Origin of the sequence: Streptomyces sp. R-74717 (genome assembly GCF_047305335.1) — a bacterium.
In the GTDB taxonomy this organism is placed as follows: Bacteria; Actinomycetota; Actinomycetes; order Streptomycetales; family Streptomycetaceae; genus Streptomyces; species Streptomyces atratus.
This window is the reverse complement of sequence record NZ_CP102361.1, coordinates 3,769,230-3,783,848: the sequence shown is the minus strand read 5'-3', so window position 1 is coordinate 3,783,848 and position 14,619 is coordinate 3,769,230. Positions and strand designations below refer to the sequence as shown.

Genomic DNA, 14,619 nt, shown 5'->3' with positions numbered 1-14,619 from the left:
CCGGCACCGCCCCTCACTCATGTCAGCCGCGTATGGCGGTGTCAGCCGCCGTTGACCTTCTTCGCGATCCGGTCGCCGAGGTCCTTGTCCACGTTGCGCCAGTACTGCAGCGACCGCTCCAGGACCGGGGCGCTCACCCCGTCCAGCAGATGGCCGGAAATGTTCGACACCAGCCGATCACGCGCCGCGTCGTCCAGGACCTTGCGCACCATCGTGCCCGCCTGGCCCCAGTCGTCGTCCTCGCGGTGCAGCTTGTAGGCCTCGTGCACCATCTCGCCCGCCGTGGCCCAGCCCGCCGGGTCGCCGTAGCGTTCGGTGTCCGCGGCCGGACCGCCGTACGAGTTCGGTGCGTAGACCGCTCCCGTACGAGCCGGCTCGTACCGCATCGGGCCGTCCTTCGCGTACGAGTTCCGGCCGAACCGCGGACGGTTCGGCGGCAGCTGCGCGTAGTTCGGGCCGATCCGGTACCGGTGGGTGTCCGGGTACGAGAAGAGCCGGCCGAGCAGCATCTTGTCGGGCGACGGACCGATGCCGGGCACCAGGTTCGACGGCTCGAAGGACGCCTGCTCGATGTGGACGAAGAAGTCCTCGGGGTTCTCGTTGAGCGTCATCCGGCCGACTTCGATCTCCGGGTAGTCGCCGTGCGGCCACACCTTCGTGAGGTCGAACGGGTTGAACCGGTAGTCCGGCGCATCGTCGAACGGCATGATCTGGACGTACAGCGTCCAGCTCGGGTGGTCGCCGCGCTTGATCGACTCGAACAGGTCGCGGCGGTGGACGTCGCCGTCGCTGCCTGCGATCTCGTCGGCCTCGGCCTGGGGGTAGAAGTCGATGCCCTGGTCGGTCTTGAAGCGGTACTTGACCCAGAACCTCTCGCCGCCCGCGTTCACCCACATATAGGTGTGCGAGCTGTAGCCGTTCATGTTGCGATACGTCTTCGGGATGCCGCGGTCGCCCATCAGCCAGGTGACCATGTGCGCGGACTCGGGGGAGAGGGTCCAGAAGTCCCACTGCATGTCGTGGTCACGCAGGGCACTTTCCGGGCGGCGCTTCTGCGAGCGGATGAAGTCCTGGAACTTCATCGGGTCGCGCACGAAGAAGATCGGCGTGTTGTTGCCGACCATGTCGTAGTTGCCGTGCTCCGTGTAGAACTTCAGGGCGAACCCACGAGGGTCGCGCCAGGTGTCGGGAGAGCCCTGTTCACCGGCGACCGTGGAGAAGCGGGCGAGCATGGCGGTCTGCTTGCCCGGCTGGAAGAGGTCGGCCTTGGTGAACTGGCTGACGTCGTTGGTCACCTTGAAAATGCCGTAGGCGCCGGAGCCCTTGGCGTGGACCACTCGCTCGGGGACCCGTTCCCGGTTGAACTGGGCCATCTTCTCGATGAGGTAGTGGTCCTGGAGCAGGATCGGACCGTCGGATCCGACAGTGAGCGAGTGTTCATCGCTCTCCACCGGGATTCCGGCGTTGTTCGTGGTGTAGGGGGTGTTCTTGGTCTTCGATTCCTCAGGCACGAGCGTCCTCCCGTCGGTGGGGTTTCGGTCAGGTCGTCTCGTTCACGACTGAAGTCAACTCCGCCGACAGGAGGACGGCAACATTTGGCTACCGTCCGTGCAGGGCTCTTGTCCGCCCCCGGCCCGGACCCCTTTACTGGCCCCGGGCCGGCATCTCGAACCAGACCACCTTGCCGGTCGAAAGACGCGTCGCGCCCCACCGTCTGGCCAGCCGGTTCACGAGGAACAGGCCGCGGCCGCCCTCGTCCATGTCCCGGGCCCGGCGCTGCCGGGGCAGCTGCGGTGCGTCGTCGCCGACCTCGCAGCGCAGGATGTCGGTGCGCAGCAGCCGCAGCGTCACCGGCCGCTCCGCATAGCGCACCGCGTTGGTCACCACCTCGCTGACCAACAGCTCCACCGAGTCGGAGAGATCGTCGAGCCCCCAACGGTTCAGCGCCCGGCGGGCCAGCCTGCGGGCCCGTCCCGGAGCTGTCTCCTCCGGTTCCAGGTGCCAGTACGCGACATCACTTGGCGCGATCCCGTCGAACCGGGCGGCCAGCAGCGCGATGTCGTCGTCCCGGTCGCCGGGGCCGAGCATGTCGAGCACGTCGTCGCAGAGGGCCTCCAGCGGCGGCGAATGATCCTGGCCGGTGAGCCGGGCGGTGGCGGCGAGGCGTTCGCGCAGCTGCTCGATCCCGGTCCAGACGTCCCGCAGCCGGGACTCCACCAGACCGTCGGTGTACAGGAGCAGCGTGGCGCCCGCGGGAGCGTCCAGCTCGACGGCCTCGAAGTCCACACCGCCGACGCCGATCGGAGCGCCGGGCGGCACCCGCAGCACCTCCGCGCGGCCGCCCAGATGGAGCAGGACGGGCGGCGGATGTCCGGCGTTGGCGATGGTGATGCGGTGCGCGACGGGGTCGTACACCGCGTACAGGCAGGTCGCCATGCGGTCGCTGCCGAGCCGCTGCGCCTGCTCGTCGAGGTGGTGCAGCACCTCCTGCGGCGGCAGGTCGAGCCCGGCGAGGGTCTGCGCGGTGGTGCGCAGCTGGCCCATGATCGCCGCGGACGTCATGGAGTGCCCCATGACGTCGCCGACGACCAGGGCGACCCGGCTCCCGGGCAGCGGGATCGCGTCGTACCAGTCGCCGCCGACCCGGGCCGTCTCGGCGGCCGGGAGATAGCGGGAGGCGAGCCGGACACCGGTCGGCTGCGGCAGCGAGTCGGGCAGCATGGTGCGCTGAAGCTCGTCGGCGATGTACGCCTCGCGTCCGTACAACACGGCCTTGTCGATGCCGAGCGCGGTGTGCGTCGCCAGCTGGGCGGCGACCAGCAGGTCATTGGCCTCGAAGGGCGGCCGTTCGGTCCCGCGCAGGAAGACGGCGGCGCCGATCACCCGTCGCCGTCCGCGCAGCGGGGCGAGGATCGCACGGTGTCCGGTGGGTGCGGTCCGTCCGGTGCCGAGCAGTTCGGGCAGCGCGGCCCGGGCCGCTGCGGAGTCCCCGAAGACCGGCCGTACACCGCGCAGCACCTCGGCGAGCGCGCCGCCCGAGCGGACCTCGCACAGCTCGGCGGCCGGGGGCAGATCGCCGTGCGGATCGATGACGGGCAGCCGCAGTCGTTCGATCTCCGAGGAGGTCTCGGTCTCCTCCTCGTTTAAACGCAGCCGGTCCGACCGGCGCAGCCGCAGCACGAACGGGGAGACCGGCCGCTCGTCGCCGACCGGGAGCGGGTCACGGAGGTAGACCAGTATGGCGTCGGAGAACGTCGGCACGCTGGCCCGGCACAGGCCCAGCACGATCTCGTCCAGGTCTATGCCGCGGGCGATCCGCCGGGTGGCGGCCCCCACGAAACGCAGCCGGTCGCCCTCGCGACGGGCCGCGGCCTGTGGGTCGAGTCCTGCGGGGCCGGGGTTCGCCGCGGAAGGCGCCGGATTCGTTCCCGGCCCCGGCGCCGGGGCCGGGCCGGGGATCGCGGCGGTGGCAGGGGAAGCGGCCGGCGCGGCATCCTGCTGCCGCGGCCGGGTGCGTTCCTGCGACCGGGCGGCAAGAGGCTGCCGGCCTTCGTGGGAGGTGGGATGCTCCGTCACGCGTGGGGTTCCGTCCGTCCGGGCCGGTTGTATGAGGCAATCACCTCGTGGGGCGCTACTGTGCCCCGGCAAGAGCGGCGATAACAACGGCTGTCACCGGATGCCCCCGAACGAGGGGCCGAAACCGGATGCCCGCAGCGTGGTTCGGTGACAACGTTTCCGGCGACAGGGCGGGCGAAAGCGAGCACGTCTCCACCCCCTCGTAGTGGCTCAGGCGATTCATACGACTGATGCTGCTCATACAGCTCATGCAGTGCGTGGTGCTCGTGCGATGACTTGCGGTCAGTTCCGGTGCCGCGTCCGCCGGTTGGAGCGGAGCGGCCCTCCGGAGGACGATCCTACGGTTGCCCCCCTGGGGTGCATCAAGGGTCTCACGACGGCATATGCGAGGGGGTACGGTCCCAGTCATCCGGGAGCGCGGGAATCCGCCAGCGCGGATCGGGCCGCCAGTCCTCCCAGCCGTCCCGGAACGGTGCGCCCCAGTTCCGGATCACCTCGACGGCCGCGAGGCCCGCCTCCCGTACCCGCTGCGCGGTCTGCGGGGCCATCAGACCGACTCGCTGCGCCTGGGCGAACTCGTCCTCGTCGCGCCAGACCCAGCTGCGGTCCGGGTAGACGGAGATGTCGAGAAAGTGATCCTCGGAGTCGATGCCGCCCGCCCAGCGGGTGCGCGGCTCCTCCAGGTTCACGTACCAGCTGCGGAACTGCCAGCCGGGCTCCCAGAACAGCCAGACCGACCAGGGGACACCGGGACGGGCGAGCTTCAGCACGCCGTTGCCCAGCCATGTCGAGCGGGCGGTGGTGCGCGGGGCGGTGTAGCGGGTGGCGAGCGGCTCGTCGTGCACCTCGGTGCCGTTCGCCAGCACCGGCTTCACACACTCGGTGCCGGGTGCCACCCATACGGCGAGCAGCTCGTCGGTGTCCTGGACGACGGTGACGGGGCGGCAGATGTGGACCGGGCCCTGGGCATGAACAGGCGCGGCGCCCCGCCGCAGCGGGCTGTTGCCGCGGTAGCGCCACAGGATCTGATCGCCCGGCGCCCAGTGCTCGATGTATCCACTACCTGCCATGGGCAGATCTTAGAGGGGCCTCCTTGTCGCGACGCATGTCACGGGCGGGTCATGCGCAACACGTCCAGCGCCTCGTCGAGCTGCTCCACCGTGAGATCGCCGCGCTCGACATATCCCGAGTCCAGCACCACCTCGCGGATCGTCCTGCGCTCGGCCAGGGACTTCTTGGCGACCTTCGCCGCCTCCTCGTAACCGATGTACTTGTTCAGCGGGGTGACGACGGACGGCGAGGACTCCGCGTACTCCCTGGCCCGCTCCACGTTCGCGGTGATCCCGTCGACCGTACGGTCCGCGAGCAGCCGGGAGACATTGGCCAGCAGTCGCACCGACTCCAGCAGATTCTTCGCGATGACCGGAAGCATCACATTCAGTTCGAAATTGCCCGCCGCGCCCGCGACGGCGACCGTCTGGTCGTTCCCCATCACCTGGGCCGCGACCATCAGAACGGCCTCGGGAATGACCGGATTCACCTTCCCCGGCATGATCGACGAGCCCGGCTGGAGGTCGGGAAGGCTGATCTCGGCCAAACCGGTGCGCGGCCCGGACGCCATCCAGCGCAGATCGTTGGAGATCTTGGTGAGCGAGACGGCGAGGGTACGAAGCTGGCCGGACGTCTCCACGAGCCCGTCCCGCGCGCCCTGCGCCTCGAAGTGGTCCCTGGCCTCGGTGAGCGGCAGCCCGGTGGCGCGGGCGACCTCGGCGATGACGGCGGCGGAGAAGCCGGGCGGGGTGTTGATGCCGGTGCCGACGGCCGTGCCGCCCAGCGGCAGCTCGGCGAGGCGGGGGAGGGAGGCGCGCAGCCGCTCGACGCCGTACCGGACCTGTGCCGCGTAGCCGCCGAACTCCTGGCCCAGAGTGACGGGTGTGGCGTCCATCAGATGTGTACGCCCCGACTTCACGACCGTCGCGAACTCGGCGGACTTGCGTTCCAGGGCGGCGGCCAGATGGTCCAGCGCCGGGATCAGCTCGCCGGTGACGGCCGCGGTCGCGGCGATGTGGATGGAGGACGGGAAGACGTCGTTGGACGACTGCGAGGCGTTGACGTGGTCGTTGGGGTGGACCTCGCGGCCCAGGCGCTCGGTGGCGAGGGTGGCCACGACCTCATTGGTGTTCATGTTGGACGAGGTGCCGGACCCGGTCTGGAAGACATCGATCGGGAAGTGTGCGTCCCAGCGCCCCCCGGCGACCTCCTCGGCGGCCTCCTGGATCGCCAGGGCGATGTCCGGGTCGAGCACCTTCAGCTCGGCGTTCACCTTGGCAGCGGCCGCCTTGATCCGGGCCAGGGCTTCGATATGGGCCCGCTCCAGGCGCTGGCCGGAGATCGGGAAGTTCTCCACCGCGCGCTGCGTCTGGGCCCGCCATCTGGCGTCCTTCGGCACCCTCACCTCGCCCATCGAATCGTGCTCGATGCGGAAATCCGTGCCGCCCGCGGGGGTCTGTGCGGGGACCTGTGCGTCGTCCATGGGGTTCAACCTCCTGAAAAAGTTGAGCACTTGTCTCGTTCTGTGTATTCCCAAGTCGCCTACCGACCAGTAAATACCGGGGGTAACCACAACCCGGGGAGGCGCAATGAGGCGCACCAGGCACAGACTTCGCTGTACGCTCGCGGCCGCCGTGGCCATGGCGGCGGCATTGGGCGGCATGGCCGCCGCCACAGGACCGGCGGGCGCGGCAGACCGGTCCGGTATCACCACTACCGCATCCACCCCCCTGTCGCCCGAGCTGGAGGCCATCCGCGCCGCCGAAGCCACCCGGCTGTACGGCGACCCGGCCGAGCGCCCGCTCGCCGACCGCAAGACCGGGCTGATCTCGCTCGGCGACAGCGAGATCTCCGGCGAGGGCGTCGGCACGTACGAGGCGGGCACGAACGGCCCCGACAACTGGTGCCACCGCTCGCCCGATTCGGCCATCCACCGCACCGGGATCCCGGCCGACGTCACGTACAACGTCTCCTGCTCCGGCGCGTACACCGGCAACATCGTGATCGGCGGATCGAAGCAGTACGCCGACGAACTCGTGCAGAGCGACAACCTCGCCATCAAGGCGCGCAACACCCGTATCAAGATGATCGTGCTGGTCGCCGGCGCCAATGACGACCTCCAGTTCGGCCCGGTCATGACGGACTGCGTCCAGCGCTGGGTGCTCTCCCAGGGGACCTGCCAGCCGAAGTACGAGGGCGGCTGGCAGGCGCGCGTCGACGGACTCGTCCCCAAGGTCGAGAAGACGGTGCGCGATCTGAAGACCGTCATGTCCGACGCCGGATACGGCAACAGCGACTACAAGCTCGTCGTCATGGGATACCCGAGCCCGATCGGCCCGGACTTCTCCGACAACCCGGACTTCCCCGGCAAGCTTCCCGGTGGCTGCGCCGGATACGACTCCGACGCCGCCTGGGGCCGCAACGTCGCGGTCCCCGCCTTCGAACGCGGCATGCGCAAGGCCGCCGCCGACACCGGAGCCGTCTACCTCGACAACTCCCGGCTCTTCCACGGCCACGAGGTCTGCAGCGAGAACACCTGGGCCCGCGGCCTCTACATCGACCTGTCGCACTTCCCGCCGGACTCCAACTCCGTCCGGCAGTCCTTCCACCCGAACGCGCGCGGCCACGCCGCCTTCGCCTCCTGCCTGACCCGGATCTACAACTCGTCCCTGCGCGAGGCGAGCTGCGCAGACCCGGCGAGCACCGGATCGCCCGTCCTGCAGGCCGCGGCGTGGGACGACGTCTTCAAGCCCCTGAAGAACGAGGCCACGGGCACCTGCGTGGACGTCCCCGCCTCGGTGACCCGCAACGACACCGAGATCGGCGGCTGGGACTGCCACGGCGGCCGCAACCAGGGCTGGTGGTACGACTCCGGTACGAAGAGCATCGTGACGGAGCTGAGCCACGACCGGTGCCTCGACGTGCCGGGCGCCGACTACAAGGCGGGCGCCACGCTCATCGTGTGGGACTGCTCGGGCGCGGCCAACCAGCAGTTCGTCAGGCAGTCGGGCACCTTGCGCCCGGCGGCCTCGACCGGGCTGTGCCTGACGCTCGCGGCGGCCAAGGACCCGCTGAAGCTGCAGAGCTGCGACGGCAGTGCGAAGCAGCGGTTCGCGTAACTCCTTCCCGCGGTGAAGGGAGGGGCGGGGCGGCCTCGGCCGCCCCGCCCCTCCCGGTGTGTCAGCCGGACGTCACGAACGCGGCCAGGACGGCCGCCAGATGACCGGGGTCGTCGGCCCCGCACAGCTCGCGCGCCGAGTGCATGGACAGCCCCGGCACTCCCACATCGACCGTCGGGACACCCAGCCGGGCCGCGGTGAGCGGGCCGATCGACGTGCCGCACGGCATCGCGTTGTTGGAGACGAACGGCTGCCACGGCACACCCGCCCGCTCGCACGCCGCCGCGAACACCGCCATGCCGGTGCTGTCGGTGGCGTAACGCTGATTGACGTTGACCTTGACCGCGGGGCCGCCGTTGGGCAGCGGATGATGGCCCGGATCGTGCCGTTCCGCGTAGTTGGGGTGCACCGCGTGCGCCATGTCGGCGGAGATGCAGAAGGCGCCGGACAGGGCGCGGGAGAAGTCCTCGCAGCTGCCGCCGCGCGCGGTGACCGAACGGCCGAGGACCCGCTCCAGCAGGGGGCTCTGCGCGCCCGTCTGTGAACCGCTGCCGACCTCCTCGTGGTCGAAGGCCGCCAGGACGGGGATGTACGAGGGATCGTCGTCAGCGGTCGCCGCGCCCGCCAGGGCCGTGACGCCCGCATGCACCGACACCAGGTTGTCCAGCCGCGAGGACACCACGAACTCCCGGTCCGCGCCGAGATACCCGGGCGGCTGGGTGTCATGGAGCATCAGATCCCAGCCGAGGACGTCGCCCCGGTCCACCTCCGCGGCCGCCGCGACCCGGCGCAGCAGCGAGCCCTCCTCGGGCGCCCCGAGCGCCCACAGCGGGGCGAGATGGCGCTGCCGGTCCAGGGCGAGTCCCTCATTGACCGTACGGTCCAGATGGATGGCCAACTGGGGTACCCGCAAAAGCGGTTCGTCGATCTGTACGAGCCGGGACCCGACCCCGCCGCCGGGGCCGCGCAGCGCGAGCCGCCCCGAGATGCCCAGATCGCGGTCGAGCCAGGTGTTCAGCGGAACGCCGCCGTAGATCTCCACGGCGATCTGCCGCCAGCCCGCCGAACCGGTGTCGGGGGTGGGCTTGACCCGCAGATTCGGGGAGTCCGTGTGTGTGCCGACGATCCGGAAGGGGGTGTGCGCGGGGGCGCCCTCGGGGGCGTACCAGGCGATCAGGGCACCGCCGCGGGCGACGAAGCTGCCGCCGGTCGTGCCCGTCCAGTCGTCCGTGCCGCGCAGTTCGCGGAAGCCGGCCTTCTCCAGGCGCCGGGCGGCACTCGCCACCGCGTGGTACGGGGAAGGGCTGGCCCTGATGAAGGACAGAAGGTCGTCGGCGTGGCTGCGGTGGGGAAGCGGCGTCATACGGCGTCCGCCTTTCCGGTGTTCGACGGTGAGGGGAGGGTGGGCGAACCCGCGCCGAACCGCTGGGCGCGGCGCGGTGCGGTGTCCGGGGTGTGGGGGGTGGCGGCCATTTCCTGGTTCTCCAGGACTGCTTCCTGATGCCCCGGGTCGGCGGAGTGCTTCAGGAACCTCCGACAACCCACCGCAGCGGCCCGGCAAGGCGCAAGTCCGCGGCGCGGCCCGCTGCGTGAAATCGGCGGTGCCGGACCGGCCGCCCGGCGCCCGGGGCCGAGCTGACCGGGCGTGTACGGGGCCCGTGCCGGAGCGTCCGGGAAGACGCTGCGGAGGGCCGGGCCCGGCGGCACCCCGTTCCCGGGCGCCGCCCGGGTCCGCCGGCCACGCATGGGTGCGTCTCAAGATTGGCTGAATTCCGTCGTACGCGAACCCTCACCGCACCTGCCCACTGCGATCGGCACCGGAGCGGGGCGCGGGGACGTGATCTCGCCTTTGCGGCCCCGTCACCCTGATCAGGAACACCACGGCGATCACGATGGCCGCCCCGTGCGACCAGGCGACGACGGTCAGCGGGCTGTGGCTGTCGAGTGCCACCGCGACCAGGATCATGCCGACGCCGAACCCGAGATTCTCCACCGTCGCGGAGAGCCCGAACGCATGACCGCGCAGTTCGGCGGGGAGCGTCTGCAGATGCGAGGTGTACGAGACCTCGGTGAGCCCGTCGGCCGACCCCGCGACCAGTGCGATCACGGCGGTCGCCGCCGACGGGAACCCGGCGAACGCCAGAATGAACGCCCCGGACATCAGACACGTGCCGTACCCGAACCCCGGTGCACCCACCGACCGCCCGGTGCGCTTGATGTACCGCTGGATCAACTGCTGCGCGACGACGTTCCCCAGCGCCCACAGACACCAGAACGCGCTGACGAACACAGCAGGGTGCGAGGCATCGAGCCCGGCGGAGTAGACCGGCAGCGCGGCGTTGTGGGAGGACGAACCGAAGGCGTCCGCACCCCGCAGCACCACCATCAGACCGAGACCGGGCGCGGCGGCCGACCTGAGGAACGCCCCCGGCATCCGCCGCCGCCCCGTCCCGGTCCCCCGCTTGCTCTCCTGCGTACGTCCGCCGGAATCCCCCTCCGGTTCCGGCCGGGCGTCCTTCCCCCTGCCCCCGCCCGCGATCGGCAGCAGGGCCACCGTCACGGCGCAGACCACAAAGGTGGCCATGTCCACCACGAACGCGGCGGTGTAGCCGACCAGCGAGACCACCACACCCGCCGAGGCGAAACCGGCCACCATGGCCAGTGAACGTCCGGTGATGGAAAGGGAGTTGGCCCATGACCGCCGCTCGTCGCCCACCATCTCGGGAATGGAGCTGCGCAGCGACACCATGAAAAGCGTTCCGCAGGCGCCCACCACCACGGAAACGGCCATCAGGGCGGCCGTCCGCATCCCCTCCGGCGCGAAGACCAGCAACAGCATCACCGCCGCCTGCGCCACATTCGTCCACAGCATGAGGCTCTTGGCCGTGAATCGGGCGAGGAGACCGCCGGCAGCGAGTCCGGCGAGAAATCCGGACCCCAGTCGCACGGCCATGAACAGGCCCATCGCAAGCGCTCTGCCCGTCGTCTCGTAGACGAACAGATTGAGCGCCACCATATTCAGGAAGGTGCCGTACGAAGAGAGGGAGTATCCGGCGACGAGGAATCGATAACGGCGCTCGCCGCGCGCCGGGCCGGCCGGATCGATGGCCGGTGCGCGGTCCGGCCAGTCATCCGCCTGTTCGATGTCTTGTGTCACCGGCCCATAGTCACCAGTCGTGCTGCCCCATGGCCTCCGGATTGCACGAATGTAATCTGCATGGTTTTGGCATCCTCCCCTCCCTGGGGGGAGGGGATTCCTGGCTCACGTCGGCTGCGGACCGGCGGTCCGTCAGCTCTTGCACGATCAGCACCAGCCGGGTTGAGACCAGCCCGGACGAGCATCACGCGGGCGGAGTTCTTGTCCCTGAGGGATACGGCTCCGCACGCGGTGTACGAGTAGGTTCGTTCTGACAGAGGTAGTGCGTGCTTGGTTCTCGCTCCGCACTGCGCGCAGCCCATGGTGGTGTGCGCGGGGTGGACAAGGTGCTCTTGTCCAGCCTGGCCGGGCCGCACTTCTCATCTTCGGTATGGGCCTTCTTCGACCGGGCGCAGCTCTCGTTCCAGATCCACCGGCACCGCGCCCACTCCGCTTCCGGCGCGGCGGCTGCGGTGGACGACACACGAAGCCGGTAGGCGTACCGGGCATGCCCGGCATTCTCCCCGCTCCGGTCGCCATGACCCCCAACCTGGCCGCCCCCACTGACAACGCCCGCGGGCCGTATGTCGTGCCTCGGCACGCCTCAGCTCATCAGGCGAGACCCGGACCCCGCACCGGAATGCTGGTGAACGTCGGTGCCGGGGCGGGCTCGGTGAAGAAGTCGTTGCCCTTGTCGTCGACGACGATGAACGCCGGGAAGTCCTCGACCTCGATCTTCCAGACCGCTTCCATGCCGAGCTCCTCGTACTCGACCACCTCGACCTTCTTGATGCAGTCCTGCGCGAGGCGCGCCGCCGGTCCGCCGATCGAGCCGAGGTAGAAACCGCCGTGCGCGTCGCATGCGTCAGTGACCTGCTTGGACCGGTTGCCCTTGGCCAGCATCACCTTGGAGCCGCCCGCCGCCTGGAACTGCGCGACATAGCTGTCCATACGGCCGGCCGTCGTCGGGCCGAAGGAGCCGGAGGCGTATCCCTCGGGCGTCTTCGCCGGGCCCGCGTAGTAGACCGGGTGGTCCTTCAGGTACTGCGGCATCTCCTCGCCCGCGTCCAGCCGCTCCTTGATCTTGGCGTGCGCGATGTCGCGGGCCACGACCAGCGGACCGGTCAGCGAGAGCCGGGTCTTGACCGGGTACTTGGTCAGCTCGGTGAGGATGTCGTCCATCGGCCGGTTCAGGTCGATCCTGACGACGTCACCCGCCTCGTCCAGGTGCTCGTCCGTGGTGTCCGGCAGGAAGCGGGCCGGGTCCTTCTCCAGCTGCTCCAGGAAGACACCCTCGGCCGTGATCTTCGCGGTGGCCTGGCGGTCCGCCGAGCACGACACGGCGATCGCGACAGGCAGCGAGGCACCGTGGCGGGGGAGGCGGACGACGCGCACGTCATGGCAGAAGTACTTGCCGCCGAACTGCGCACCGATCCCGATCTTCTGCGTCAGCTCGAAGACCTTCTCCTCCAGCTCCTTGTCCCGGAAGCCGTGACCGGTGGGGGAGCCCTCGGCGGGCAGCTCGTCCAGGTAGTGCGCGGAGGCGTACTTCGCGGTCTTCAGCGCGAACTCGGCCGACGTACCGCCGACGACGATCGCCAGGTGGTAGGGCGGGCAGGCGGCCGTACCCAGCGAACGGATCTTCTCCTCCAGGAACTTCATCATGGAGGCCTCGTTCAGCACGGCCTTCGTCTCCTGGAAGAGGAACGACTTGTTGGCCGAGCCGCCGCCCTTTGCCATGAAGAGGAATTTGTAGGCGCCGCCGTCGGTGGCGTACAGCTCGATCTGCGCGGGCAGATTCGAGCCGGTGTTCTTCTCCTCCCACATGGTGAGCGGAGCCATCTGCGAATAGCGGAGGTTGAGCTTGGTGTACGCGTCGAAGATGCCGTGCGACAGGGCCTCTTCGTCACCGCCCTCGGTGAGTACGTTCTGCCCGCGCTTGCCCATGACGATCGCGGTGCCGGTGTCCTGGCACATCGGCAGGACACCCGCGGCGGCGATGTTCGCGTTCTTCAGCAGGTCGAGCGCGACGAACTTGTCGTTGGACGACGCCTCGGGGTCGTCCACGATCCGCCGCAGCTGCGCCAGGTGGGCGGGGCGCAGGTAGTGCGAGATGTCGTGCATGGCCTCGGCAGCCAGGGTGCGCAGCGCCTCCGGGGCGACCTTGAGGAACGTACGGCCGTCGGCCTCGAAGGTGGATACGCCCTCGGAAGTCACCAGACGATACGGCGTGGTGTCCTCTCCCAGAGGGAGCAGATCGGAGTACGCAAACTCTGGCATTACGGCCATTCCTCACTCGGCAGACGGCGGCTGACCTCCCTTGGGCAGCGCACCCACCAGGGTAGAACGCCGCGCGGGCACCGAAGCTGTGAGGTAAGGCTCAGTTCGGCATCCGCACGGGAGCGGCGCGGGGCGCGACACGGCGGAGGCGTGGTGGGGGCTAGTCGCGATCTATCGCGTTTGGGTACGCTGGGCCGGTGGACCTCGAAAAGCACCCCCAACAGCCCGTGGCCCCGGCGGAGCCGGCCGGTATTCGCGCCTCCGACGCGGACCGTGACCGGATCGCGGACATCCTGCGCGAGGCGATGGCCGAGGGCCGGCTCACCGCCGAGGAACACGCCGAGCGGGTCGATGCGGTCTACCGCGCCAAGACCATCGGCGAACTGGAGCCGCTGGTACGGGATCTGCCTGCCCCCGGGGGCGCCACGCGCTCGGCCGCCGAGCCCGGCGCCTTCGGCCACGAGAGTCCCACGGGCCCGGCCGAGAACCTGGTGGCGATCTTCAGCGCCTCCACCCGTAAGGGCCGTTGGCGGGTCGGCGGCCGTACGAACGCCTTTGCGCTCTTCGGCAGTGTGGAGATCGATCTGACCGAGGCGCTTTTCGGTCAGAGGCTCACGGTGATCAATGCGACCGCCATCTTCGGAAGTGTCGAGATCAAGGTCCCCGAGAACATCTCGCTGCGCGGCAGCGGCACGGGCGTCTTCGGCAATTTCGAAGTCGCCACACTGGAATCCGCGGACCCCGAAGCGCCAGTGGTGGTCGTCAATGGCTATTCGGTGTTCGGCAGCGTCGAGGCGAAGCCCAAGCGCGGGAAGTTCATTGCGGATCTCCAGGACCGGCTGCGCAAATACCTCGGCTAGGACCCGGCTGGGAACGGCGCGGTCCGTCCTGCTGCGAACTCTTCCGAACTGCTCTGAACTCCTTCGAGAACAAGCCATATTCCTGACCGGCCGCAATTCCGCAGCCCGGATCGAGTGCCACTCAGTGCATAGGCGTGCGTACAGCGGGTAGGGAGTGCTGCATCGTCTCTCGCTCGCGAAGCCGTCGTCAGGAGTGGACCGTGCTGCAACTGCCGCATCAGCCCCTGCAGGTCGCCGCCCTCCCTCCCCAGCGCACCCCCGCGCGGGAGGACCAGGCCGGCCCCTGGCACTCGGAGGCGGTGTGCCGCCGGGACGAAGCCGGGCTGTTCTTCGCCCCGTCGAAGGAGCCGACTGCTGCCAGACTCGCGCGCGAGGAGTCCGCGAAGCGGGTCTGCGCGCGCTGCCCGGTGATGGTCGAATGCCAGGAACACGCACTCATGCAGCCGGAGCCGTACGGGGTGTGGGGCGGCCTCACCGCTGCCGAACGCCGTGTGGTGCTCGCCCGTCGCAGACGGCGCGAGATGGAGCTCAAGGCATCGTCCGCATCCTCCGCCGCGGCGGGCCGCATAGCCGCGGCGGGCTGACCGGCCGACGGGGT

At 69.6% G+C, this 14,619-nt stretch carries 11 protein-coding genes and 1 pseudogene; 4 read left to right on the top strand and 8 right to left on the bottom strand.

Annotated features, from left to right (window positions below):
* Positions 1-41: 41 nt before the first annotated feature.
* The 4 genes from NRF20_RS16985 to NRF20_RS16970 form a co-directional block, all read right to left on the bottom strand.
* Positions 42-1,511: a catalase gene (locus tag NRF20_RS16985; protein WP_398632204.1), complete on the bottom strand. Its 1,470-nt coding sequence runs from the start codon at positions 1,509-1,511 to the stop codon at positions 42-44.
* Positions 1,512-1,644: 133 nt separating this feature from the next.
* Entirely contained in the window at positions 1,645-3,576 is a 1,932-nt protein-coding gene (locus NRF20_RS16980) for a SpoIIE family protein phosphatase (RefSeq protein WP_398632205.1), read from the bottom strand.
* Positions 3,577-3,947: 371 nt separating this feature from the next.
* Positions 3,948-4,646, bottom strand: coding sequence for a DUF402 domain-containing protein (locus tag NRF20_RS16975; protein WP_398632206.1), 699 nt, complete (start codon positions 4,644-4,646; stop codon positions 3,948-3,950).
* A gap of 38 nt (positions 4,647-4,684) precedes the next feature.
* On the bottom strand, positions 4,685-6,109 hold the full coding sequence (locus NRF20_RS16970; protein WP_398632207.1) for a class II fumarate hydratase: 1,425 nt from the start codon (positions 6,107-6,109) through the stop codon (positions 4,685-4,687).
* A 106-nt stretch (positions 6,110-6,215) separates the two neighbouring features.
* On the opposite strand from NRF20_RS16970, the gene NRF20_RS16965 reads away from it, so the two are divergent.
* On the top strand, positions 6,216-7,745 hold the full coding sequence (locus NRF20_RS16965; RefSeq protein WP_398632208.1) for a ricin-type beta-trefoil lectin domain protein: 1,530 nt from the start codon (positions 6,216-6,218) through the stop codon (positions 7,743-7,745).
* Between the two features lie 61 nt (positions 7,746-7,806).
* Here the strand turns inward: NRF20_RS16965 and NRF20_RS16960 are convergent, their stop codons facing one another.
* From NRF20_RS16960 to NRF20_RS16950, 3 genes and pseudogenes are all read right to left on the bottom strand, one after another.
* A complete protein-coding gene (locus NRF20_RS16960) occupies positions 7,807-9,108 on the bottom strand; it encodes a M18 family aminopeptidase (RefSeq protein WP_398632436.1) in 1,302 nt (433 codons plus the stop codon).
* Positions 9,109-9,534: 426 nt separating this feature from the next.
* Positions 9,535-10,902, bottom strand: coding sequence for an MFS transporter (locus NRF20_RS16955; protein ID WP_398632435.1), 1,368 nt, complete (start codon positions 10,900-10,902; stop codon positions 9,535-9,537).
* Positions 10,899-11,228, bottom strand: a pseudogene (locus tag NRF20_RS16950) (hypothetical protein); the annotation flags it as partial. The gene NRF20_RS16955 and the pseudogene NRF20_RS16950, both read right to left, overlap by 4 nt.
* On the opposite strand from NRF20_RS16950, the gene NRF20_RS16945 reads away from it, so the two are divergent.
* Positions 11,169-11,378: a hypothetical protein gene (locus tag NRF20_RS16945; protein WP_398632442.1), complete on the top strand. Its 210-nt coding sequence runs from the start codon at positions 11,169-11,171 to the stop codon at positions 11,376-11,378. The pseudogene NRF20_RS16950 and the gene NRF20_RS16945 overlap by 60 nt on opposite strands.
* Before the next feature lie 115 nt (positions 11,379-11,493).
* Here the strand turns inward: NRF20_RS16945 and NRF20_RS16940 are convergent, their stop codons facing one another.
* Positions 11,494-13,161, bottom strand: a complete 1,668-nt coding sequence (locus NRF20_RS16940; protein WP_398632434.1) for a fumarate hydratase — start codon at positions 13,159-13,161, stop codon at positions 11,494-11,496.
* Positions 13,162-13,358: 197 nt separating this feature from the next.
* On the opposite strand from NRF20_RS16940, the gene NRF20_RS16935 reads away from it, so the two are divergent.
* Both NRF20_RS16935 and NRF20_RS16930 read left to right on the top strand, forming a co-directional pair.
* Entirely contained in the window at positions 13,359-14,021 is a 663-nt protein-coding gene (locus tag NRF20_RS16935) for a DUF1707 domain-containing protein (RefSeq protein WP_398632433.1), read from the top strand.
* A gap of 200 nt (positions 14,022-14,221) precedes the next feature.
* Positions 14,222-14,605 (top strand): WhiB family transcriptional regulator, encoded by a 384-nt coding sequence (locus tag NRF20_RS16930; RefSeq protein ID WP_266358321.1) that lies wholly within the window; start codon positions 14,222-14,224, stop codon positions 14,603-14,605.
* Positions 14,606-14,619 lie beyond the last annotated feature (14 nt).